This window comes from Draconibacterium sediminis, from assembly GCF_000949475.1.
Lineage (GTDB): Bacteria > Bacteroidota > Bacteroidia > Bacteroidales > Prolixibacteraceae > Draconibacterium > Draconibacterium sediminis.
Window position 1 is genome coordinate 207,060 of the sequence record NZ_JRHC01000007.1, and the last position, 23,484, is coordinate 230,543.

Below are 23,484 nucleotides of genomic sequence, written 5' to 3' on the forward strand. Positions count from 1 at the left end.
GCTTCAAATTTATGAGTTAGTTGATATTATTTCAGCAATTACAGGACGTGTTTTTTCAATCCTGTTCAAATCGAGTTGGAGTCCGAGTGGCTCGTATACTTTGGCAAAATATTCATAGATTCCTTTAACTGCTTCAAAAGGAGCCATAACCGACTGTGCAGCTGTGGCACCTGAATTATTTACTACGGAAGTATCGATACCTTTGTTTAATAATGCTTTAACTATTTCGGTCCGGCAGAAAAAAGCAGCGGTATGCAGTGCGGTAGAACCATCGTTATTGGTTACGTTCAGGTTGGCTCCGGCGTCGATCAGTACCTGGGCAATTTCTGTTTTTCCGAATACACTGGCAGTCATTAAAGGGCTCGAACCACCAGCAGGCTCTTTTTCATTCAAATCGGCTCCAGCTGCAATTATTGATTTTACAGCTTCAATGTTGCCGGCAATTACTGCTGCATGTATACTGTTCCCGCTTTGAGGCGCTGTTTTTGTTTCTGTTGTTTCTGTTTTCTGTTCTTCATTGTTTTCAGTTGTTCCGGGATATGCAGTAAAAGCAGCCATTACAATTACTACCGATAGTATTGCAGTAGCAACGGTTTTTGTATTAATCTCGCGCTGACGGATTGTTCGCCACGAGTAAATAAGCAGGTTTGAAAGAGCAAAGGTTAATAGGGTAACCATCAGGAATTTTACCATCGGCGGAATAGGTAATGCCATTAACGACAGTGCAACCACGCCAAGTACAATTGTGTGTATGATATAAACCGAGTACGAATTGCGGTTCAGCTCGTCCATAAGTGCATACCTTTTATTTAGGCTGTGACGGAAACCATAAAGGAATACATACAGCAAAGTAAGTTGCGATGCCAGGCCAAAAGCATAATAAGCAACACGGTCGGCAAACTGCGAAATGAAATAGTAGTTACGTTGCGGATCGATTATATTAAAAAAGGTATTCAGGGCAACCGCGGTAAAAATACCCAGAGTGAAAGTCAGCACTACATTTGCAATAATATACAGGCGTTTATTCTTTTTAGTTGATTCGAACACTTTTAACTTGTAGCAAAGTGTACCCAGCAAAAACGACATAAAATAAACCAGCAGGCGCTCGCGTTGAAAATGCAGAATGGCAGAATCGTACCAGCCGTTAAGTCCCAGTTGAGCAATTGTAACGCTGTAAACAACTCCAACTACAAACATTACGATTACAGCTGTTTTCAGGTTTATTTTTAATGACAGCACTTTTGTTTTTGCAAGTACCAGGTAAATCACCTGAAACAGGAACAGTACAGGCAAAAACCACAACCAGTTTTGCGCCGGGTTATTGGCATAAAAACTTAGGTCGCTTCCTGCCCGTTCAAAAAAGTGAAAGTATGAGAACCATTCTTCCTGTGGTAAACCCCGTGAATATAAAAAGATGAATTTGTAAGCAGGAATCAACGTAAAAACGGCGATTACCCAGGGAATCAAAATGCGTTTCACTTTTGATTTAATAAATTCGACTGATGTTTTTGACTTCAGCGATAGCGGAACAAGATATCCGGAAATAAAGAAGATCGTAAACATTATAAAAAGGTCGAGATACAAACGGATCATTCCGATTGAATTTGCTTTTACGGGATCAACAACGATCCAGGAGTTTTGCAAAACATGTTCATAAACCAATCCTGAGTGTAGCACCACAACAAGAAAGATCATTAATGTTCTTAAATGGTCGAGAAAATAAATTCGTGTTTTCATGATTTTTTATTTAGCCGGAAGACGGAAGCCCGCAGTCCGAAGTTTTTCGTTAGTGTAAAGGTCGGGTGAAGCGTGACGCAAGTCTAATGAACTATGCAGCCAGGAATATGAAGTTTGCTGAAGGCTTAAAACTTATGACGCAAGCATATAAATTATGATGCAACACGTGATGCAAAGCCCTGAAAAGCTTGCTAAGTCAGTGTTCTAAGAAGCACATAAAAACATCGAAAAAAACGCTCTCCTCAAAATAAAATATCATCGAAAGAAAGGATAGTATAAGGGACTAACAAACATAATTCGTATTTTTAGGATCGTATTTATCCGAAGCAGTCAACTATGCCTAGTCTTAACACCGCAGAAAAAAACTTTCTAAACCAAATAACTCAGCTTGTTGAGGAGAACATCTCCAACGAGCAGTTTGGTGTTTCGGAGTTGGCAGATGCGGTTGGAATGAGTCGCTCGAACCTGTTACGAAAAATAAAAAAAATAACCGATCTATCTGCAAGCCAGTTTATTCGCAACGTGCGTTTAAAATATGCCGCCGAGTTGCTTCAGGAAGGATCGTACACGGTTTCGGAAGTTTCGTATAAGGTGGGTTTTGGCAGTCCCTCGTATTTTATAAAATGCTTCCGCGAGCTGTACGGTTACCCTCCCGGCGAAATGAGTATGCACGAAGAAACAGAAGAACAGCAAACCCAGGAAACAGAAACGGAGCAGGAGCTACAGGCCCCCGATCGGCAAAAGAAGATTCCGGTTTTATTGATCTCTTTTTTGGCAATTGCGGTTATTGCTGTGGTGTTATACATAGCATTACGCCCCGGGTCCGACACTGGTAATAAGGTGAAATCAATTGCCGTATTGCCATTTCTAAACGATAGTAACGACACCACGAATGTTTATATCATTAACGGCCTGATGGAGGCCACATTGAATAACCTCCAACAAATTCAGGACCTGAGGGTGATTAGCCGCACTTCGGTTGAGCAGTACCGCAACAATCCAAAACCGACACCCGAAATTGCGCGCGAACTGAATGCCACCTACCTGGTTGAAGGCAGCGGACAAAAAATCGGGAATCAGATACTGTTGAACATTCAGTTGATAGAAGCCGAAAGCGATAAACATTTGTGGAGCCAGCAATACCGGCGTGATACAGAAGACATTTTTACGCTGCAGGCCGATGTGGCAAAAAATATTGCAGAACAAATAGAAGCCATTGTTACCCCGGAAGAAATAAAACGCATTGAAAAAGCACCTACCAATAATTTGGTGGCTTACGACCTGTTTTTGAAAGGATATGATTTACTTGGAAAACCAAGCGAAGAAAACCTTCGGGCAGCAATTCCATATTTCAAACAAGCCATTAAACATGATGATGAGTTTGCCCGTGCCTATGCCGGAATTGCTATTGCTTTCTATCTTCTTGACCAGAATAAAACGGAAAAACAGTTTGCCGACTCCATAAATTTTTATGCCGACCAGGCACTTTTCCACGACTCGAAATTGCCACAGAGTTTAACCGCCAAAGCGCTTTTTTATATGGAGCACAGCGAATACGAGCTGGCTCTCCCCTATCTTGAAAAAGCTTTGGAGATCAGCCCTAACTCTGATGTGGTTCTAATTTTCCTGGTTGAATTGTATGTAAACTACCTGCCCAACACAGAGAAGTACCTTGAATATGCCTTGAAAGGCCTTGAGATCGATATTGTTGCAGCCTACGATTCATCCGCCGCGAGTTACAGTTACCTGCACATCAGCAATGCTTTTATTCAATCGGGTTTTGTTGATGAAGCTGAAAAGAATATTGAACGATCATTGGAATATCTTCCTGAAAATCTATACTCGCAATACGTAAAGGCGTATATTCAATATGCTCAGGACGAAGACCTGCACCAGCTGAATAAAAGCTTGCTGGCTACCTTTGAAAAAGACAAAACGCGCCTCGACATTTTGCAGGAAGTCGCAAAGTCATATTACTACCTGCGCGACTTTGAAAGCGCAGCAAAATATTACAAAGCCTTTGTTGAGGCCCGGGAATTGTATCAGCTTGATATTTACCGATCGGAAAACGGGAAAATAGCTGTAACCTTTGATAAAGTTGGCGAGCAGGAACTGGCGGATAAATATTTTGAGCAGTACAAAACATGGGCAGAAAATGATCCGTCGATATACAGCAACTTGTCGTTGGCATTTTACTACTCTTATAACGGAGATAACAACAAAGCCATCGATTATTTAAAGGCTTTTTCGCAGCAGGACAACTTTCACTACTGGACCATTCTTTTTACCCCAATCGATCCGCTGATGGATAATCTGTTGAAACATCCGCAGTATAAAAATGTGTTCCGTGAGATTGAAAACAAATTTAACGCAAACCACAAACGCATAAAAGAATCGCTTGAGGATAAAGGGCTTTTGTAGCGCATAAAAAAAGCCCCTCAAACAGTGAAGGGCTTTCTATAATTAGCTTCAATTATTCTATACCAATTGCACATCAGCAACAATTTCCTGGCCTTTTTTAATGGCTTCCAGGTTTAGTGGAATTAATTTGTGGTAACGTTCCGGAAGTGATTTTTCCAGACCTTTTTCAACGTTATCCAACGAAAGAATTGGTCGCACTTTCAGGTAACTTCCAAAAACGATCATATTAAACACCTTTGGGTTTCCCATTTCAACAGCCGTTTTTGTGGCTTCAACTTTATAGATGTTGATGTCGGTACGTGTTGGCGGATTGATCACTCCATTCGGATCGTACAATAAAGTTCCACCGGGTTTCACCGCTTTTTCGAATTTGTCCATACTCTGCTGATTCAGAATAATGGCAGTATCAAACTCCTGCAAAATAGGCGAACTAATGCGGGTATCGCTAACAATTACGGTTACGTTGGCTGTTCCACCACGCATTTCAGGTCCGTACGACGGGAACCAGGTAACTTCCTTGTCTTCCATAATACCCGAATAAGCAAGAATTTTACCCATTGAAAGTACACCTTGTCCTCCAAATCCGGCAATTATCATTTCTTCTGTCATAGCTTCAATTTTTTAATTTTCCGAATGTTCACCTTTTACACTGTCTTTCAAATCGCCCAACGGATAATAAGGAATCATGTTCTCCTCCATCCAGTTGTTGGCTTCCACCGGGCTCATTTTCCAACCCGAGTTACAGGTTGAAACCACCTCAACAAATGATGTTCCTTTTTTATCCAGCACATTCTGAATGGCTTTTTTCAGCGATCGTTTGCATTTTCGAGCCGTAGCTGCAGTGTGCACCGCCTGGCGTGTTACATATGATGTTCCGGGCAACTGAGCGATCAGGTTGGTAATCTTCATCGGATAACCATTCAAATCAACATTACGTCCATAAGGAGTAGTAGCTGTAACCATTCCTTCCAGTGTTGTTGGTGCCATTTGTCCACCGGTCATTCCGTAAATTCCGTTATTGATGAAAACCACAAGAATATTTTCGCCACGGTTACAGGCATGCATTATTTCGGCTGCTCCAATCGATGCAAGGTCACCATCGCCCTGGTAGGTAAACACAAAATTATCAGGATTTACACGGGCAACGCCGGTTGCTACTGCAGGTGCACGACCGTGCGCTGCTTCCTGCCAATCGATATCGATATAATTGTAAGCAAAAACGGCACAACCCACCGGTGCAATACCAATGGTTTTTTCCTGAAGGCCCATTTCTTCAATCAATTCGGCAAGTATTTTATGAACCACACCATGAGAACACCCCGGGCAGTAGTGCATAATATCGTCGTTCAGAACTTCCGACTTTTGGTAAACCAGATTTTCCGGCTTTATAATTTCTTTAATGTCCATAATCTCCTCCGGTTTAGTAACTACGTTTAACTCCATAACTCAACTCCCACGAAAATTTTTCTTCCAGTGCTTCAACTACCTCTGTTGGTGTAGGTATAATTCCTCCCATGCGACCAAAATGGTTAACACGGGCATTGCTTCCGGCCTCGTAAACCGACAGTTTAATGTCTTCCACCATTTGTCCGGCACTCATTTCAACCGAAAGGAATCCTTTGGCTTTGCGTGCCAGTTCCTGAATGGCTTTTTTAGGGAACGGGAATAAAGTAATCGGGCGAAGCAAACCAACCTTCAGGCCCTTTGCCCGGGCAATTTCCACTGCCTTTTGGCACACACGCGCCGACGTTCCGAATGCGACAATTACAAACTCGGCATCGTCGCACTGAATAGCTTCGTAACGTACTTCTTCCTCTTCCATTTTGCGGTACTTCTCCTGGAAACGACGGTTGTTTTCTTCCATTTTGTCGGAATCCATCTCCAGTGACGTAACTATATTCTTTTTGCGGTCGGCAGTTTTTCCGGTCGTAGCCCAGTCGCTGCTCATTTCCAGAATCTGCTCTTTTGTCCAGCGTGGCTTTTGGTCGGCCAGCTCTACTTTTTCCATCATCTGGCCAATGGCTCCATCAGCCAAAATCATTGCCGGATTGCGGTATTTAAACGCCAGTTCGAAACCAAGATCAACAAAATCGTTCATTTCCTGAACCGATGCTGGGGCAAGCACAATCATTTTATAATCGCCGTGACCACCACCTTTTACACTCTGAAAATAATCGGCCTGCGAAGGTTGAATGGTTCCCAGTCCGGGGCCACCTCGTTGCACGTTTACAATTAAACATGGCAGTTCTGCTCCGGCAATGTACGAGATTCCTTCGGCCATCAGGCTAATACCCGGGCTCGATGAAGAAGTCATAATTTTTTTGCCGGTAGCCGCAGCTCCGTATACCATGTTTATCGAAGCAACTTCACTTTCGGCTTGTAATACCGTCATTCCTGTTTCGTTCCAGGGCTGGCGTGCCATAAGTGTTTCCATCACTTCCGACTGAGGTGTTATGGGATAGCCAAAATAACCGTCGCATCCGCAGCGGATGGCGGCCTCGGCCAACACCTCGTTTCCTTTCATTAATCTTAATTCTCCCATATCTTGGTAATTAATTTTGATTCTTGATTTTTGATACTTGATACCAGATGAAGAACGATGGATGCAAGAGTTAAATCATTCCTTCAATCCCTCATTTCTTCAGCCCTTAAGTTCTAGCTGGCTTTTGCTCGGTAAATCGTTATGCAGGTATCCGGACAAACAACACCACAATTGGCGCATCCGATACAGGCATCAGGATTTTCCATATACGAATAATGATATCCTTTGCTGTTTACCTCTTTGTGTAATGCCAATACATCGTGCGGACAAGCCTCCACACACAGACTGCAGCCTTTGCAGCCTTCCTTATCAACAACAACTGCTCCTTTTACTTTTGCCATTTTATAATGATTTTACAACAAAATTAACAATCTGAACAACGTAAAAAACCTATAAAAATCAGCTTATCAGACTTTTATAACCAGTGGTTTGAGTTCTTAATTTTTAATGGATTTTTTCTTTCAGATTCGAATTTTATCACCGTAAATTATTTTGAGTTTCTACTCTGCTGACAAAACTATTTTATACAACATAAAATGTGTGCAACAATAGTTGCTTTCTAATTTCGGATATTGAACAATATCTATGTTTTACACCAGCTGTAGCACATATACGGTACAATGGCAAATAAAAAATATTTACTTTTGAAATCATCAATACCATTTAATGATTAAACCAATGAAAAAACTTCTGCTTTTCGTAATACTTATTCCTTTTTGCACATTCGCACAAAATAAACCAACTCCCCGCTCGGTGGTAAACCAAATAAAAGAAAATGTAACCTGCGATTGGGCCGAAAAAACGGTTGATGTTTTTAAAGCTGGCAATCCGGACACCGAAATAAAAGGAATTGCCGTATGTATGTTTGCCGATATGCGAACCCTGCAAAAAGCGGTTGAAATGAATTGCAACTTTATTATTACCCACGAACCGGTTTTCTACAATCACCTTGATGATACCGAAGCTTATGCAAATGACCCGGTTTATAAAGAAAAACGCCAATTTATTGAAGACCACAAGTTAGTTGTATTCCGGTTTCATGATCACATTCACATGACTAAACCAGATGGAATTTATGCCGGAATGATTGAAAAACTGGGATGGAAAGACTATGCCGTTGATGATCGGGGTACATTATTTAAAATGCCGGAGATACAATTAGCAGACTTTGCGCAAGAATTAAAAAAGCAACTGGGCTTACAAACAGTACGTGTGATCGGTAACCCCGAAATGAAATTTACCAAAGTAGGACTGGCTGTTGGAGCACCGGGTGGCGCGCGCCAGATACAAATGCTGAATATGCCCGACGTTGAAGTTATGGTTGCCGGTGAAGCCAACGAATGGGAAACCTACCTTTATGCCAATGATGCCACCACTTTAGGAAAAAACAAAGCCGTTATTTTTGTTGGTCATATAAAATCAGAGGAGGCCGGCATGGATTATTGTGCACAATGGCTAAAAGGATTTGTAAAGGGTGTGCCTATTCATTTTATTGAGAATGAGGCGAATTTTGTAACGTTTTAAATTTAGAAGTGAACTCACACTTCGACTTCGCTCAGTATGACAGTTAAATCAAGCATAAAAAAAATCCGGGTTTTCCCCGGATTTTTTTTTCAGATATGGTTGGATTTGATGGTAAACTCATTTATTCAAAATCACCTACATCAACATTTACTGCCTTGGTGATCTTGCCAATATTTTGCGGATCGATTATTCCACTGATGCTGATCAATGCATTGTCATCTCCTCCCACTACAAGAATCAGATCTGATATTTTACCATTACCGGCATCGCGTGCCAGGAAACGAACAATTTCATCGTCTTCGGTTACTTCCATCAACACTTCAAAATCGTTGTTTTTGAAAAAACCATCAGCTTCCAGTTCTTTGTAAAAATCGAGTTTTTCGTTCAACGCGTCATCTTCTACAGATAAAATTCGAACTCCGTTTAATCCTGACAATAATTCCTGTGTGTCTTTGTCGCCTGTTTCAATTTGAGCGGCAAATCCCAGTAATTTACCCGAAATATTTACGGTGGTCATTCCCTTTTGGTTGGCATATTTTTCAAAGAGCTTGTCAACCGGGCTTTTTTGTGCAAATACTGCCATGGGCAATACAACTGCTAAAATCAATAATAACTTCTTCATGATATTCGTTTTTTTAATTGTTTGTACTTTTCTGTTTCCACTCAGAACTTGCAGACTGCGCGCCAACTACATCGTTTCTGAATGTTTATTTCTTTATTTTTAAGTCGAAACTGTTGGCTTATTACAGGCTGTCGATATCCTGCAACGGGCTACTAGCTTCTGTTGCTTCTATTTTTTCAATTCCTTCGTAAAACTCTACTACCGGCTCGGTGGCTTTTTTAACAGGTTCATTTCCTTTTCTTAGCTTTTCGAACTCCGATAAGTGCACCATTCCCTCGTTGTATTTACTGCCCACAAACTGTAGTGTTTTGGCTGCGTAAGCATAAGCTTCTTTCGGATCTTTAAACGTATCCTCGAAAGGTTTTTGCTGCTCCTGGTAGAACAGGAAACCACCCAAAACAATGATCACTGTTGCGGCAATTCCGGTAACCGTTTTCCACATCGTGAGGTATTTCGTTTTATCGCGGTGCTCGTTTTCCAGAATGTAATCCATCACATCGTCTTCAATGGTCGGATCATTGGCTTTTTCCGCTAACTCTGATATACCTCCGAAAAACTCGGTGTACTCTGCCAACTCTTCGGCCACCTGCCCCGACTGAAAATAAACATTCAGTTGTTGCTCTTCGGCCTCAGTGGTTTCGCCATCAAAGTAGCGTTGCAGTAATCGTAGTATTTCTTGTGTTTCCATCATTTCTATTCATTTTTAAATATTCATCGCGCACTTTTTTTCGTGCTCTCGAAAGGTTTACCCTTATCGCATTTCGCTGAAGTCCGGTGGCCTCCTCAATTTCGTCGTACGAGAGTTGTTCAATGTCTCGCATATGCATTATATTTTGCTGCAGTTCGGGCAGTTGCCCTATCAGCATTTTAATCTGTTTTGCCGACTCACCTAACTCAACTTTTGAATGAACGTCTATCGTTTTCGCCTTTAATCTTCGGTCAGTGTCTTCATCTATCGGAACTGTTCGGTTTGCTCTTATTACATCAAGGCAGCGGTTCCGTGTCATCCGCATCGCAAAGGCCTCAATGTTTTCCACTTCGTCGAGCGTTTCCTTTCGTTGCCATAATTTCAGGAACACATCCTGCACTACATCCCGTGCCTGATCTTCGTCGTGTAAAAAGTGCGTTGCAAAGCGAAGCAGCTTATTACTGACAGGTAGTACACTTGTTTTAAAATCCTTGGCAACCATGTGCTCCTTTGTTTTGTATTCGTTTTTGCTTGTTTTCAAAGTTAAGACGCGGGGGCAACAATTGCATTACATCGCTTGGTTATTTTTTTTGAAAAGAAATGAATTTCACGGATAACGACGGGTGTTGACAATAAAATCCATCATTGGATTTCATTTCGCCAGCCGGCGCAAAGAAATCTGACCGCCAGGATTGTTCGTGCCGTGCGGATTTATGAATCTGAACCTTCAGGATAGAACATTCCGCGCGGTTTCATCAAAAAAGATTATCAAGATTGCTCGCGCCGCGCGGTTTGGTTAGCATTGACTGTAAGTTTTGTTCGCGCTGCACAGTTTCATCAAAAAAATATTTCAGAATGGTCTGCGCCGCGCGGAAAAATGATTCTGAATCGTCAGAACCGATGATTTCGTCCGGGATTACGAACGATCTCTATCCAGCTTTCTTCGCCGGACGAGATCGATTTCATTCTCTTTCCCGGCGCTTCCTGACTACCGTCAGTCGCACCGGGTTATTGCCTTTCGCCCCTTTGGGGCTCAAAATAAAAAGCGCTGAAAGTGCGCTATACTTTAGCCCGGGGCAAAGTAATTCTTAAAATTACGTCGCCCCGGGTAACAAGGTAACGTGTTAATCGTCCGGCGAAGAAAGCCGTTCAACGCTGATGGTTGTTCCGGACGAAAAATAGCTCTCTTCGAATGATCGATCAAAAACAAAAAAAGGCCGCCACTGGCGACCTTTCTTTATATCTCTTGAAAAAACTTTTCACTTATTACAATAACCCTCTGCCTTTCAACAGTGGCTCAATTCCCGGTTCTTTCCCACGGAATTGCAAGTACAGTTTCATCGGATCGTCTGATCCACCTTTCGACAATACATTTTCGCGGAACGAAGCAGCAGTTGCCTGATCAAACAAACCATTTTCTTTAAAGGCCTGGAAAGCATCTTTATCCAATACTTCAGCCCACAAATAAGCGTAGTAACCAGAAGAATAACCTCCTGAGAAAATATGCGAGAAGTAAGTGCTGCGGTAACGTGGTGCAATTTGCGGAATCAATCCGTATTTGTCCATCGACGCTTTCTCGAAAGCCGCAACATCCATATTCGGATCCACTTCGTTTAAAGTATGGTAATCCATATCTAACAATCCGGCAGCCAAAAATTCAATGGTTGCAAATCCCTGGTTAAAGTGGGCGGCATTGTTGATTTTCTCTACCAGTTCATCTGGAATTACTTCACCTGTTTTATAGTGTTTTGCATACAACGCCAACATTTCAGGTTCGAAAGCCCAGTTTTCCATAATTTGCGATGGAAGCTCAACAAAGTCGCGTGAAACCGAAGTTCCCGACAATGTTCTTGTTTCGCAGTCAGAAAGTAATCCGTGCAAACCATGACCAAACTCGTGGAACATTGTTATTACCTGGTCCAGGCTCAACAACGACGGAATATCATCAGTTGGAGCCGGGAAGTTACAAACGTTTGTAATTACCGGAAGAACATTTTCGCCGTCACGCATTTCCTGTTTGCGGAAAGAGCTCATCCACGCGCCACCACGTTTACTTGGGCGCGCAAAATAATCGGTGTAAAAAATTCCAATTGGTGTACCATCGGCTTCTTTTACTTCAAATACTTTTCCGTCTTTGTGGTATTTTGGCAAATCAGTTCTTTCGCTGAATGTAATTCCCCAAAGTTTATTCGCCAAAGTAAAAATTCCCTGCTGCACGTTGTCAACCTGAAAATAAGGTTTTACATCTTCTTCGCTCAATGCATATTTATCCTGGCGAACTTTCTCGGCATAATACCACCAGTCCCAGCCTTCAATTTTAATATTGGCGCCTTCTTTGTCGGCAATAGCCTGCATGTCGGCCACCTCTTGTTTGGCTACCGGCAAAGCCTTTTCCCAAACCTGCGTTAGAATATCGTACACATTTTCAGGATTTTTTGCCATGTTCTCTACCAGAATGTATTCTGCATGGTTGTTGTAACCAAACAGTTTTGCACGTTCGCTGCGCAATTCAACAATTCGGGCTACAATTTTATTATTGTCGTACTCATTGCCATTGTCGCCTTTCATGATGTAACCTTTGTACAATTTCTCACGCAATTCGCGGTTTGGCGAATAGGTAAGAAACGGGTACAAACTCGGGCGGCTAATGGTGAAAATCCATTTTCCCTCCTGTCCTTCTTCTTTTGCTGTGGCAGCAGCAGCCGAAACAGAAGACGCCGGCAGACCTTCTAAATCAGCCTCATCTTCAATAACCAGTTTGAAAGCATTGTTATCTTTCAAAACGTTTTCGCCAAATTGCACCGAAAGAGTTGCCAACTCACCGTTGATCTCGCGCATACGCGCTTTTTTATCTGCCGGAAGTTCAGCACCACCGCGTACAAACGACTTGTATTTTTTCTCCAGGAAACGAGCTTCTTCAGTCGTCAGATCAAGGTTTTCACGTTGCTCGTAAACCGCTTTCACTTTTTTGAATAAACCTTCATTCAGGTTGATATCGTCGTAGTGTGCCGATAATAGCGGCTCAATATCTTTTTCAATGGCCTGAATACTGTCGTTAGTATCAGCGCCACTCAAGTTACTGAACACATTATTTACACGATTTAAAAACGTTCCCGACTTGTCGAGCGCAACCATTGTATTCTCAAAAGTTGGCTCTTCCGGATTGTTTACAATTGCATCAATCTCTTCTTTGTGCAAACGCATTCCCTCTGCAAAAGCAGGGCGAAAATGTTCGTTTTCAATCTGATCAAACGGCGGAACACCAAATGGTGTGTTCCATTCCTTAAAAAACGGATTCTCCATGTTATTTGTACTTTCCTTTTGCTGTGTTTGGCACGATGTGACCACCAAACCCAGGATAAAAACAAAAAATAGCAGTTTTTTCATTTCCCAAATATTTATGATAATTCAAATTTAGCTGCGCAAGATAATACTTTTCACACCATTACTAAATGACAGAATTCAAGTTTTTCAACTGATTAGGATCGCTTTTGTCTGATTTTTGGGAAGAACACTACTTCAAGTTTTAATTCTTTGTGATTAGCAGAAAGCTGCTTATGTATATGTTATAAAAATCAGTACTTTTGTGCGATTCAAAAAAAAAATTGACAGAAAAATCATTATAAGATGAAAATTTCATATTCCTGGTTAAAAGATTACATTAAACTGGAACAATCGCCCGAAGAGATTTGCGACATTTTAACGCAAACCGGTTTGGAAGTTGGCGGTTTGGAAGAGGTTGAAACCGTAAAAGGAGGTTTGGCCGGATTGGTAATTGGCGAAGTTATTACCTGCGAGCAACACCCTAATTCAGATCATTTAAGCAAAACAACTGTAAATGTTGGCACCGACGAAGTGTTGCCAATTGTTTGCGGTGCACCAAACGTAGCCGCCGGACAAAAGGTTGTTGTAGCTACTGTTGGAACTACGCTTTATGATGGTGACCAGGAATTTAAAATTAAAAAATCAAAGATCCGTGGCGAAGTGTCGATGGGAATGATTTGTGCCGAAGATGAAATTGGTTTGGGACAAAGTCACGACGGAATTATGGTACTCGATCCGCACGCCAAAGTGGGAACACCGGCAAAAGATTTTTTCAACGTGGAGTCAGATTGGGTAATCGAAATCGATCTTACACCCAACCGTATCGACGGAGCTTCGCTAATTGGAGTAGCCCGCGATTTGGCCGCTTTTCTGAAAAAAACACAGGATATTGAATATACAAAACCATCGGTTGACGATTTTAAAGTTGACAACAACGATTTGGTTATTCCCGTGGAGGTAGAAAATACGGAGGCTTGCCCGCGTTACGCTGCGGTAACTATTTCAGGCATCGAAGTGAAAGAGTCGCCGGAATGGTTACAAAACCGTTTAAAAATGATTGGTCTGACACCGATTAACAACGTGGTTGACATTACCAATTACGTGTTATTTGAAACTGCCCAGCCGCTGCATGCTTTTGATGCCGACGAAATTACCGGCGGAAAAGTGATTGTAAAAACCTTGCCTGCAAAAACAAAATTCACTACGCTTGATGAAGTGGAACGCGAACTGGACGAAAACGACCTGATGATTTGCAACGCAGAAGAAGCTATGTGTATAGGTGGCGTTTTCGGAGGAATGAAATCGGGCATAAAAGAAACAAGCAAAAACGTGTTTTTGGAAAGTGCTTATTTCGATCCGGTTTATATTCGTAAAACTGCCCGTCGTCATGGTTTGAATACTGATGCATCCTTCCGTTTCGAGCGCGGTGTTGATCCTAACGGACAAGTTTATGCACTTAAACGTGCCGCTTTGCTGATTAAAGAAATTGCCGGAGGAACTATTTCTTCTGACATTATTGATATTTACCCTACACCGATTGAAGATTTTAAAGTGAGTGTTTCGTACGCAAACATCACACGTTTAATCGGTAAAGATCTGGGGGCTGATGTTGTAAAAAGCATTTTGGAATCGCTGGAAATTAAAATTGAAAGCGAGAACGAAACCGGTTTGGAATTGCTTGTGCCGGCTTACCGTGTTGATGTAAAACGCGAAGCCGATGTAATTGAAGAGATTCTGAGAATCTACGGATACAATAACATTGAAATTCCTACACAGGTAAAATCGTCGTTGCAAACTGCCGACAAACCAAATCCTGACAGCGTTAAAAACCTGGTTGCAGAAATGCTGACTTCACAGGGTTTTAACGAAATCTGGTCGAACTCGTTAACAAAATCGAGCTACTACGAAGGATTGGAACAGTACAAAGACGAGCAATCGGTAAAAATGCTGAATCCGTTGAGTGCCGACTTAAACGGAATGCGCCAAACCCTGTTATTCGGCGGGCTTGAATGTATTGCATACAACGCCAACCGCCAGAATAAAAACCTGAAGATATACGAATTCGGGAACACTTACTTTTACAAAGGAACGCAGTTAAAAGACCAGCCGGCCAATAATTATTGGGAAGAAAATCACCTTGGACTTTTCATAAGCGGAAATAAAGAGGCTGAAAGCTGGACGATGAAAGAAGAAGCTGCATCGTTCTACGGATTAAAATCATACGCTGAAAACATTCTGAAACGCCTTGGTTTATCTGCTGACAATATCCAGGTTGACGATTGTGAAGATGAATTATACAGCGAAGCACTGGCTTACACTTACAACAACAAAGTTGTACTTAAATTGGGTATTGTTGCCGGAAAATGGCTGAAGAAATTCGAGGTTGAAAACCCGGTTTATTACGCCGATTTCAATTGGGACAATGTATTTAAAGCACACAAACAACATAAAGTGCTGTTTAGCGAGTTGCCAAAATTCCCGGCTGTTCGTCGCGATCTGGCTTTGCTGCTCGACAAATCGGTGAAGTTTAGCCAGCTAAAAGAAACGGCCTTTAAAATGGAACGCCAGCTATTACGCGAAGTGGACCTGTTTGACGTTTACGAAGGCAAAGGCGTGCCCGATGGTAAAAAATCGTATGCTGTTAGTTTCATTCTTCGCGACGATAGCAAAACGCTAAAAGACAAACAAATCGACAAAACGATGCAAAAGCTGATTATGGCTTTTGAACGGGATTTTGGTGCTGAATTACGCTAAAAGATTACCACATATAAACTAACTTGCATCCCGGATTTATTTCCGGGATGTTTGTTTAAAGCAACTACATCGTATGCAAAACCACACAAAAGGAATCATATACGCAGCAATAACTGCTTTCTTTTGGGGCTTTTTAGCCATCGCCTTAAAAGTTGCCGTACGCGAGGTCGCCCCGGTTACTGTGGTTTGGATACGTTTTGTAGTAGCATTTATTATGCTCTCCGGCTGGCAGTCTTTTAAATCTCCGGCATCGTTCAGAATTCTGATAAAACCGCCCGTTCTGCTAATACTGGCCGCGCTGGCCCTGTCGTGGAACTACATGGGTTACATGCTGGGTATCCACCACACAACCCCCAGCAATGCGCAACTTTTTATACAAACCGGACCGCTTATTCTAGCCATTGCAGGCTTTCTCATATTTAAAGAAAAGCTGCTCCGCAACCAGATTATCGGTTTTTCAATAGCGCTGTTAGGGTTCTCATTTTTCTACCGCGACCAGCTGCAGGCATTTTTCGAAAGTGCTGATACTTACCAACTCGGAATTCTGTTAACCATATCGGGAGCCCTTGCATGGTCGGTTTATGCCATTTTGCAAAAAAAGCTGGTTCGTACTTTTTCGGTCGACAGCCTCAACCTCGTATTGTTCGGACTTCCTGCGCTGTTGTACATTCCTTTTGTTGAATTTCGTCCCTTACTCGAACTAAGCTGGAGCTGGTGGTTGCTTCTTGTGTTTTTGGGTGCCAACACTTTTATTGCCTATACCTGCCTCGGGAAAGCCCTTAAATACGCCGAAGCCAACAAAGTAAGTATCATCATCATATTAAACCCGATGATCACTTTTATTACCATGGGAATTTTAACCGAGCTCAATGTTTCATGGGTAGAACACGAGCGGTTTTCGGCTATAACAATTGTTGGTGCAGCATTGGTATTTCTAGGTGCCGTTCTGGTAGCCCGGAAAAATAAATCGCGCTAAGTACTTTTCAGCCATTCTAAACACCTGCTTTAACATCATTATTCCATATGTTTCAAACCTGATTTCTGTAACTAATTCCCCCGTTTTCGTATATAATAAAACATAAACGAGCTGTTGCAACTCTTTACTTATTGCATTGGGATACAACTTTTAACAGGAATAGCTATGAACTATAGATCGAATAGTATTCTGACACACATCCCTCAAAACCGAGATGGAGAAAGCATTCTTAAACAAGCTTTGTTTTTTACAAATGCATTAAACATGCGCATCTTCCTTCTCGATGTAATAAAAACCGGGCCGGCAATATTTCATAACCCAAAATCGAAGCGGAACAAGATTCGCCACCAGAAGGCCCTGGAAAAGTTTACAGACTTTGTAAAAAACAGCTTAGGCACTGATATTCCTGATAACATAATTTTAAGAATTGGCTGGGGGAAAATCATCAACACGCTAATTGCCGAATCGGAACGTGGTGGTTACGATTTTGTAATGATAGACAAAAGTAAACATGCCAACAACGAACACCTTTCACCGGCTGATGTAAGCCGGTATGTAAGCAAGTCTTACTGTCCGGTTCTATCAGTAAACAAAGAATATCCGATAAATGAGATCAAAAGTATCGTTGTGCCGATCGACATTTCGCAGCACACCAAAAAAAGATTGTATTGGGTAACATTTTTTGCCAAACGGCTGAAAGCAAAAATCCACATTGTTTCAGCATTGCACATCGATATTGAGGAACGAAAAAGTTTAGCCTACAAAAATGCGGAGAAGATTAGAAAGATGCTTGAGCAACGAGGTGTTGAATGTGAAGTGAAGATTTTAAAAGTTCATGACAGAGAGAGACACACCGCAATATTAAATTATATAGAAGAAGTTAACGCCGGTATGGTAATGATACGTACGCACCAGGAATCGAGGTTTACCGGAAAAAAGATTGGAAAATTTGTTTCGGCAATTGTTCACGGGTGTAATAAACCTGTTTTTACCGTTGGCGGTGTTACCCAAAAATACGATTTGGATGCCATATAAAACTTACAAAACCAAAGTGTATGACTGACCGCATTTCAGAAATAACGCAAAAAATCTATAACGAAGGCATTGTTAAAGCCAAAGACGATGCCGACCAGTTGCTTGCTGAAGCAAAAGAAAAAGCGGATGACATTATTCGGTCGGCTAAACTTAAACAGGATGAGATTATTCGCGACGCACAAAAAAAAGCAGCGGAAAACAAAAAAAGAACAGAAGCCGAATTGCAACTGGCAGCACGTCAGTTTATAAGCAAGTTAAAACAACAAATTACAGGGCTTATCAACACTGCCCAAATCAACCCGCCAGTTAATGAAGCCTTTAACGACAGCGATTTCATCAAAAAAATCATACTTACATTAATTGAAAAGTGGAATCCAAAAACCGGTAAAAGTATGGATCTCCACCTGCTTCTTCCACCCGATGATCAAAAAGAACTGACAGCTTTCCTGCAAAAAAGGGCAACCGAAGCCATGAACAATGGCATTGAAATTTCAGTAGATCCCAAATTAAAATCCGGTTTCAGAATTGGCCCAAAGGATGGCAGCTACCTCATCAGTTTCACCGCACAAGACTTTGCAAATTATTTTAAACAATACTTTAAAGACCGAACAAAAAAGTTACTGTTTGATGCCGCTGAAACAGAGTAAAAACCGAAAAGAGGCATCGCAGGAGTTGTGATACAAACATAAATTAAGAGCTGTTTACACCGGGCTTTAAATGATTTTTGAAGACCATTTAAAATTCGGTTATGCTGATAAAAAGAGAATATTATTGTTTGATTGCCGGGCTTCCCGATTTGTTCTTCGACGAGAACAAACCAACTGTTACCGGCAGTGATTTCAGGGAAGAACTGCAACACCAGCTTAGTCAACCCGACTTTAAGTTGGTTGAGTACCTCTTTTTACCTTTCGACAATCGAAACCTGCTCAATGTTTTTTTCGGGCAAAACAAACCTTTCTTCTACCCCGGCAACATTACCAAGCACGAATTGGAGTCTCAGTTATCGCCGGAGAACGAAGAAATTCAGCTTCCGGAATACATGAAAACATTTTTATGCTGGATGAAAGGCATGGATAAAAAACAGGCTGATTTAGAAGATAAAAATATCCTTACGACTTTGTTTTTCGAGTACGCATTGAAATGCCCAAATTCATTTCTTCAAAATTGGTTTCGTTTCGAGCTCAACCTGAAAAATATATTTACCGCTTTCAACTGTAAAAAATACAACTACGAGCCGGAAATACATTTACTGGAAGTTGAAGGCGAATGTATTGTCTATTCACTACTAATTGAAAACAAACTTAAAGCGGATTACTTCGAAGAGTTGCTTCCCTACCACGAAGAACTTTTTAAGATTGCCGAATCGAATAGGGTATGGATTGAAAAGGAAAAAGCAGTTGACAAAATCAAGTGGGAATACCTGGATGAGAATACCTTCTTTCACTTTTTTACCATTGAGAAGGTGTTGGCATTTACCATAAAACTCCTGCTTATTGAGCGGTGGATGAAAATGGATAAAGAAACAGGCAAAAAACTGCTGCACAAATTAATTGACGAGTTAAAAACAAATTATGAATTCCCTGCGGAGTTCAGCTTGACTAAATAAAACAATATGGCTACAACAGGAAAAGTAGTTGGAATAATTTCAAACCTGGTAGTGGTTAAAGTTAATGGCCCGGTTTCGCAAAACGAGATATGCTATATCGATCACGAAGCTGTAAAATTGATGGCCGAGGTGATTCGTATTGGTTCCGAAAACGCCTATATACAGGTATTTGAAAGTACACGTGGATTAAAAACCGGAACTCCGGTAGAATTCACCGGCCACATGCTGGAAGCGATTCTTGGTCCCGGAATTTTATCGAAGAATTTTGACGGACTGCAACACGACCTTGATAAAATGGAAGGTGTTTTTCTGCAAAAAGGCGATTACACCCACCCGCTGGAGGTGGATAAAAACTGGAGTTTTAAACCACTTGCAAAAGTTGGCGATGAAGTGGAAACCGGATCGTGGCTGGGGGAAGTTACCGAAAACTGGATTGCCCATAAAATTATGGTTCCCTTTACTTCTAAAGGCGATTTTAAGGTAACGAAAATTGTAGCTTCGGGCGATTATAAAATTGAGGATACAATTGCTGTTTTGGAAGACGCGGAAGGCAACAATCATCCGGTTTCAATGATACAAAAGTGGCCGGTTAAAGTTCCTATAAAAACCTACAAGAATAAACCACGTCCGGCTAAATTTCTCGAAACCGGAATCCGTGTAATCGACAGTTTTACTCCTATTGTTGAAGGAGGAACAGGTTTTATTCCCGGCCCGTTCGGAACAGGGAAAACCGTTCTGCAGCACGCCCTGTCGAAACAAGCCGATGCCGATATGATTGTAGTAGCCGCCTGCGGCGAGCGCGCCAACGAAGTGGTGGAGATATTTGCCGAATTTCCGGAGCTGGACGACCCGAGGACCGGACGCAAACTTATGGAGCGCACAACCATTATTGCGAACACATCGAATATGCCGGTAGCAGCCCGCGAAGCATCGGTTTACACTGCCATGACAATTGCCGAGTATTACCGATCGATGGGACTTAAAATATTGTTGCTGGCCGATTCCACTTCGCGCTGGGCACAAGCTTTGCGCGAAATGTCGAACCGCATGGAAGAGCTTCCCGGCCCCGATGCATTTCCGATGGATTTGCCCGCTATTATCTCCAACTTTTACTCGCGTGCCGGGTTTGTAAATCTGAAGAACGGAGAAACCGGATCGGTAACTTTTATTGGTACCGTCTCGCCCGCCGGTGGCAACCTGAAAGAACCGGTTACCGAAGCCACTAAAAAAGCAGCAAGGTGTTTTTATGCACTGTCGCAAAACCGGGCCGATAGCAAACGTTATCCCGCTATTGATGCTGTGGAAAGTTATTCGAAGTACCTCGAATACCCGGAATATATCGATTATGTATCGAAAGCTATTTCACCAAACTGGGTCGATAATATTCTCCAGGCCCGAAATAGCCTTGTGCGTGGACGCGAAACCTACGAACAAATAAATATTCTGGGAGATGATGGCGTACCGATAGAATACCACGAAATATTCTGGAAATCGGAGGTGATCGATTTTGTGATTCTTCAGCAAGATGCTTTTGACAAGATTGATGCATCAACGCCCATAAACCGCCAGCAATACATGCTCGAAAAAGTACTTACCATCAATAACACCCGGTTCAATTTCGAACATTTTGAGGAGGTAAATCCCTACTTCAAAAAAATAATAAACGTGCTGAAACAAATGAATTACTCGGAGTTTGAATCGGAACAATTCAAAAAATTTGAAAAGGAATTAGAAGAAATAATAAACGAAAAAGCCGTTGTTGAGACCGAACAACTATAAATGCGAAGAGAATGGAAACTACAGCTTTTCAGAAAATACATACTAAAATTGATCAGATAACGAAAGCAACCTGTTCGTTACACGCTACGGGGGTTGGCAATGAGGAAATGGCCCTTGTTAACGACCGCCTGGCGCAGGTAGTTAAAATTGAAGGCGACCTGGTAACCCTGCAGGTTTTTTCGGGAACGGAAGGAATTCCTACCAATGCAGAAGTGGTATTTTTAGGTCATGCACCGCAGCTGGCTGTAAGCGACGAGCTGGCCGGACGATTTTTTAATGCATACGGACAACCGATTGACGGCGGCCCGGAAGTGGACGGGAAGCTGATAGAAATTGGTGGCCCCTCGGTAAATCCTGTTCGCCGTAAACAGCCCTCGGAATTGATAGCAACGGGAATTGCAGGAATCGACCTGAATAACACGCTGGTAACCGGACAGAAAATTCCGTTTTTTGCCGATCCCGATCAGCCTTATAACCAGGTTATGGCGATGGTAGCTTTACGTGCGAAAGCCGATAAGATCATTCTGGGCGGCATGGGAATTACCAACGACGATTACCTGTTTTTCAAAAATCTTTTTGAAAATGCCGGTGCCATCGACCGCATTATCAGTTTTGTAAATACTACCGAAAATCCACCGGTTGAACGTTTGCTTGTTCCGGATATGGCCTTGTCGGCTGCCGAGTATTTTGCGGTAGAAAAAAACCAAAACGTACTAGTGCTTCTTACCGATATGACCTTGTATGCCGATGCATTGAGTATCGTTTCAAATCGTATGGATCAAATTCCATCGAAAGACAGTATGCCGGGTTCGTTGTACAGCGATCTGGCCAAACTATACGAAAAGGCGGTGCAATTCCCCGATGGCGGTTCGATAACAATTATTGCAGTTACCACACTTTCGGGCGGCGATATTACCCATGCCATTCCCGACAACACCGGCTACATTACCGAAGGGCAGCTTTTCTTGCGTAAAGAAACCGACATTGGCAAGGTTATCATCGATCCGTTCCGAAGTTTATCGCGCCTGAAACAGCTGGTAATTGGCAAAAAAACACGCGAAGATCATCCGCAGGTAATGAATGCGGCCATCCGATTGTATGCCGATGCCGCCAATGCCAAAACCAAAATCGAAAACGGTTTCGACCTTACCGATTACGACAAACGTACCATGAGTTTTGCAAAAGATTATGCAAATGAACTACTTGCCATTGACATAAACATTGAAATTGATACGATGATTGATACGGCATGGAGATTATTCGATAAATATTTCTCTCCTGCAGAAACAGGCATAAAAGCCGAGTTGGTGGAGAAATATGGAAAACAGATAGTATGAAACATTAAATGGAGTTGTTATGGAAAATCAATTAGTTACAATCCTTAGGATTTCGACACCTCAGCTGGGATCTTTTGTTAAAGATAAGCTGGAGGAAATCGGGATTGAAGTATTTTTCACCAACGAGGGAATGACCCCGGGTGAACGATACAATCCCGACGAAGTGCTCCTAAAAGTGAAGGTCCGGCAGTCGGAAAAAGCCATTGCCCGACTTTTGCAGCTGCATAAAGATTACGACCTCGAAAAAGTTAAAGATGATGCAAGTTTTACCGGACTGAGAAAAATTCTGCTTCCCGTAAAATTAAGCGAAGACTGCATTGACCTGTGCAAATATGCCATCGGGCTGGCAATAAAACAAAATGCCGAGATCAAGATTTTATATGTTTATCCCGACCCGAATTTTAATGAACCCAGCCGTTATACCGCTTCGTGGGAAAAGTACGTAAGAATGGAGCTGAAAGAAGCACATAAAAATGCACAGCAAAAACTGGTAGACTTTAGCCGGGAGCTAAAGAATCAGGTTCCTGCGGAACTTTTTAACGCCGTAAAATTGCATTACCGAATGCTAAAAGGAACGCCCGAAAACGTAATTACTGCAGCATGTAAACGCTATAATCCCGATATCATTCTAATGGGAACACGCGCTACAAAAAATGCCGAAGGTGAGTTTTTGGGAAAAACGCTGATTAAGGTAATTGAACAAACACAACACTCGGTTCTGGCCGTTCCCTTATCCGCAGTTTATAAAGGAAAAGAAGAAATTAACGTGTTGTACTCAACCGATTTTTACGATTCCGATAATTCATCGTTGAACAAATTACTGAAGATACTGGAGCCCGTTAAGAAAAAGATCTATTGCGTTCATTTCGATATAAACAACGGCAAGCAACATCAGGAAAAAGTGAACGAGTTAAATGCCATGCTTGAAAGGGATTACAGCGAATTCCGAATCAGATGCGAGCTTTTCGAGAGTGACGACTTGCTTAAAGGAATTGAGGAATTTGTTGACAAAAAGCATATCGATATCATATCGTTGTCGAAGGTAAAGCGCTCGGGTATTTACAAATTTTTCCACACCGATCTGGTATCAACACTCATTGCACAAGCAAATGTGCCCATCCTGATTTTTCCGGTTTAAT

Annotated in this window: 19 protein-coding genes; 10 read left to right on the forward strand and 9 right to left on the reverse strand. The window is 42.0% G+C overall.

Going from position 1 to position 23,484, the window contains the following annotated elements; translation table 11 throughout:
- Window positions 1–9: 9 nt before the first annotated feature.
- Window positions 10–1,737: an acyltransferase family protein gene (locus LH29_RS24380; RefSeq protein ID WP_082063899.1), complete on the reverse strand. Its 1,728-nt coding sequence runs from the start codon at window positions 1,735–1,737 to the stop codon at window positions 10–12.
- 336 nt (window positions 1,738–2,073) lie between these two features.
- Between LH29_RS24380 and LH29_RS21565 the strand changes: the two genes are divergently transcribed.
- The gene (locus LH29_RS21565; protein ID WP_045033395.1) at window positions 2,074–4,158 is read left to right on the forward strand and encodes a helix-turn-helix domain-containing protein; all 2,085 of its coding nucleotides are present in this window, start codon (window positions 2,074–2,076) and stop codon (window positions 4,156–4,158) included.
- A gap of 57 nt (window positions 4,159–4,215) precedes the next feature.
- On the opposite strand, the gene LH29_RS21570 is transcribed toward LH29_RS21565, so the two are convergent.
- The 4 genes from LH29_RS21570 to LH29_RS21585 all read right to left on the reverse strand — a co-directional run bounded on the left by LH29_RS21570 (window position 4,216) and on the right by LH29_RS21585 (window position 7,041).
- Complete coding sequence (locus tag LH29_RS21570; protein WP_045033396.1) at window positions 4,216–4,767, reverse strand: 2-oxoacid:acceptor oxidoreductase family protein; 552 nt, start codon at window positions 4,765–4,767, stop codon at window positions 4,216–4,218.
- A gap of 12 nt (window positions 4,768–4,779) precedes the next feature.
- Complete coding sequence (locus tag LH29_RS21575) at window positions 4,780–5,565, reverse strand: thiamine pyrophosphate-dependent enzyme (RefSeq protein ID WP_045033445.1); 786 nt, start codon at window positions 5,563–5,565, stop codon at window positions 4,780–4,782.
- A gap of 13 nt (window positions 5,566–5,578) precedes the next feature.
- Window positions 5,579–6,700 (reverse strand): 3-methyl-2-oxobutanoate dehydrogenase subunit VorB, encoded by a 1,122-nt coding sequence (locus LH29_RS21580; RefSeq protein WP_045033397.1) that lies wholly within the window; start codon window positions 6,698–6,700, stop codon window positions 5,579–5,581.
- Window positions 6,701–6,813: 113 nt separating this feature from the next.
- Window positions 6,814–7,041 carry a 4Fe-4S dicluster domain-containing protein gene (locus tag LH29_RS21585; RefSeq protein WP_045033398.1) on the reverse strand — a complete coding sequence of 76 codons (228 nt, stop codon included), beginning with the start codon at window positions 7,039–7,041 and terminating at the stop codon, window positions 6,814–6,816.
- Between the two features lie 337 nt (window positions 7,042–7,378).
- Between LH29_RS21585 and LH29_RS21590 the strand changes: the two genes are divergently transcribed.
- On the forward strand, window positions 7,379–8,224 hold the full coding sequence (locus LH29_RS21590; protein ID WP_198152545.1) for a Nif3-like dinuclear metal center hexameric protein: 846 nt from the start codon (window positions 7,379–7,381) through the stop codon (window positions 8,222–8,224).
- A 121-nt stretch (window positions 8,225–8,345) separates the two neighbouring features.
- On the opposite strand, the gene LH29_RS21595 is transcribed toward LH29_RS21590, so the two are convergent.
- From LH29_RS21595 to LH29_RS21610, 4 genes are all read right to left on the reverse strand, one after another.
- Entirely contained in the window at window positions 8,346–8,846 is a 501-nt protein-coding gene (locus tag LH29_RS21595; protein WP_157493791.1) for a DUF4252 domain-containing protein, read from the reverse strand.
- Between the two features lie 121 nt (window positions 8,847–8,967).
- Entirely contained in the window at window positions 8,968–9,537 is a 570-nt protein-coding gene (locus LH29_RS21600; RefSeq protein WP_157493792.1) for a hypothetical protein, read from the reverse strand.
- On the reverse strand, window positions 9,491–10,075 hold the full coding sequence (locus LH29_RS21605; RefSeq protein WP_052671163.1) for an RNA polymerase sigma factor: 585 nt from the start codon (window positions 10,073–10,075) through the stop codon (window positions 9,491–9,493). The genes LH29_RS21600 and LH29_RS21605 overlap by 47 nt, the downstream gene beginning before the upstream one ends.
- A 725-nt stretch (window positions 10,076–10,800) precedes the next feature.
- Window positions 10,801–12,921 (reverse strand): M3 family metallopeptidase, encoded by a 2,121-nt coding sequence (locus tag LH29_RS21610; RefSeq protein WP_045033402.1) that lies wholly within the window; start codon window positions 12,919–12,921, stop codon window positions 10,801–10,803.
- Between the two features lie 240 nt (window positions 12,922–13,161).
- Here LH29_RS21610 and pheT point away from each other — a divergent pair, with 240 nt between their 5' ends.
- The 8 genes from pheT to LH29_RS21650 all read left to right on the forward strand — a co-directional run bounded on the left by pheT (window position 13,162) and on the right by LH29_RS21650 (window position 23,483).
- Window positions 13,162–15,612 (forward strand): phenylalanine--tRNA ligase subunit beta, encoded by a 2,451-nt coding sequence (gene pheT / locus LH29_RS21615; protein WP_045033403.1) that lies wholly within the window; start codon window positions 13,162–13,164, stop codon window positions 15,610–15,612.
- A gap of 73 nt (window positions 15,613–15,685) precedes the next feature.
- Entirely contained in the window at window positions 15,686–16,588 is a 903-nt protein-coding gene (locus LH29_RS21620) for a DMT family transporter (protein WP_045033404.1), read from the forward strand.
- A 165-nt stretch (window positions 16,589–16,753) separates the two neighbouring features.
- On the forward strand, window positions 16,754–17,623 hold the full coding sequence (locus LH29_RS21625; protein ID WP_045033405.1) for a universal stress protein: 870 nt from the start codon (window positions 16,754–16,756) through the stop codon (window positions 17,621–17,623).
- A 20-nt stretch (window positions 17,624–17,643) separates the two neighbouring features.
- Entirely contained in the window at window positions 17,644–18,270 is a 627-nt protein-coding gene (locus tag LH29_RS21630; protein WP_045033406.1) for a hypothetical protein, read from the forward strand.
- Window positions 18,271–18,371: 101 nt separating this feature from the next.
- Complete coding sequence (locus LH29_RS21635) at window positions 18,372–19,229, forward strand: DUF2764 family protein (RefSeq protein ID WP_045033407.1); 858 nt, start codon at window positions 18,372–18,374, stop codon at window positions 19,227–19,229.
- 6 nt (window positions 19,230–19,235) lie between these two features.
- Window positions 19,236–21,008 carry a V-type ATP synthase subunit A gene (locus LH29_RS21640; protein ID WP_045033408.1) on the forward strand — a complete coding sequence of 591 codons (1,773 nt, stop codon included), beginning with the start codon at window positions 19,236–19,238 and terminating at the stop codon, window positions 21,006–21,008.
- An 11-nt stretch (window positions 21,009–21,019) separates the two neighbouring features.
- The gene (locus LH29_RS21645) at window positions 21,020–22,345 is read left to right on the forward strand and encodes a V-type ATP synthase subunit B (protein WP_045033409.1); all 1,326 of its coding nucleotides are present in this window, start codon (window positions 21,020–21,022) and stop codon (window positions 22,343–22,345) included.
- A 19-nt stretch (window positions 22,346–22,364) separates the two neighbouring features.
- Window positions 22,365–23,483 (forward strand): universal stress protein, encoded by a 1,119-nt coding sequence (locus LH29_RS21650; protein WP_045033410.1) that lies wholly within the window; start codon window positions 22,365–22,367, stop codon window positions 23,481–23,483.
- The last annotated feature ends 1 nt before the right edge of the window (window position 23,484 follow it).

Coding starts and splice junctions, on each gene's coding strand:
- LH29_RS24380 (WP_082063899.1), bottom strand. CDS start 1,737: ATGAAAACACGAATTTATTTTCTCGACCATTTAAGAACATTAATGATC.
- LH29_RS21565 (WP_045033395.1), top strand. CDS start 2,074: ATGCCTAGTCTTAACACCGCAGAAAAAAACTTTCTAAACCAAATAACT.
- LH29_RS21570 (WP_045033396.1), bottom strand. CDS start 4,767: ATGACAGAAGAAATGATAATTGCCGGATTTGGAGGACAAGGTGTACTT.
- LH29_RS21575 (WP_045033445.1), bottom strand. CDS start 5,565: ATGGACATTAAAGAAATTATAAAGCCGGAAAATCTGGTTTACCAAAAG.
- LH29_RS21580 (WP_045033397.1), bottom strand. CDS start 6,700: ATGGGAGAATTAAGATTAATGAAAGGAAACGAGGTGTTGGCCGAGGCC.
- LH29_RS21585 (WP_045033398.1), bottom strand. CDS start 7,041: ATGGCAAAAGTAAAAGGAGCAGTTGTTGTTGATAAGGAAGGCTGCAAA.
- LH29_RS21590 (WP_198152545.1), top strand. CDS start 7,379: ATGAAAAAACTTCTGCTTTTCGTAATACTTATTCCTTTTTGCACATTC.
- LH29_RS21595 (WP_157493791.1), bottom strand. CDS start 8,846: ATGAAGAAGTTATTATTGATTTTAGCAGTTGTATTGCCCATGGCAGTA.
- LH29_RS21600 (WP_157493792.1), bottom strand. CDS start 9,537: ATGATGGAAACACAAGAAATACTACGATTACTGCAACGCTACTTTGAT.
- LH29_RS21610 (WP_045033402.1), bottom strand. CDS start 12,921: ATGAAAAAACTGCTATTTTTTGTTTTTATCCTGGGTTTGGTGGTCACA.
- pheT (WP_045033403.1), top strand. CDS start 13,162: ATGAAAATTTCATATTCCTGGTTAAAAGATTACATTAAACTGGAACAA.
- LH29_RS21620 (WP_045033404.1), top strand. CDS start 15,686: ATGCAAAACCACACAAAAGGAATCATATACGCAGCAATAACTGCTTTC.
- LH29_RS21625 (WP_045033405.1), top strand. CDS start 16,754: ATGAACTATAGATCGAATAGTATTCTGACACACATCCCTCAAAACCGA.
- LH29_RS21630 (WP_045033406.1), top strand. CDS start 17,644: ATGACTGACCGCATTTCAGAAATAACGCAAAAAATCTATAACGAAGGC.
- LH29_RS21635 (WP_045033407.1), top strand. CDS start 18,372: ATGCTGATAAAAAGAGAATATTATTGTTTGATTGCCGGGCTTCCCGAT.
- LH29_RS21640 (WP_045033408.1), top strand. CDS start 19,236: ATGGCTACAACAGGAAAAGTAGTTGGAATAATTTCAAACCTGGTAGTG.
- LH29_RS21645 (WP_045033409.1), top strand. CDS start 21,020: ATGGAAACTACAGCTTTTCAGAAAATACATACTAAAATTGATCAGATA.
- LH29_RS21650 (WP_045033410.1), top strand. CDS start 22,365: ATGGAAAATCAATTAGTTACAATCCTTAGGATTTCGACACCTCAGCTG.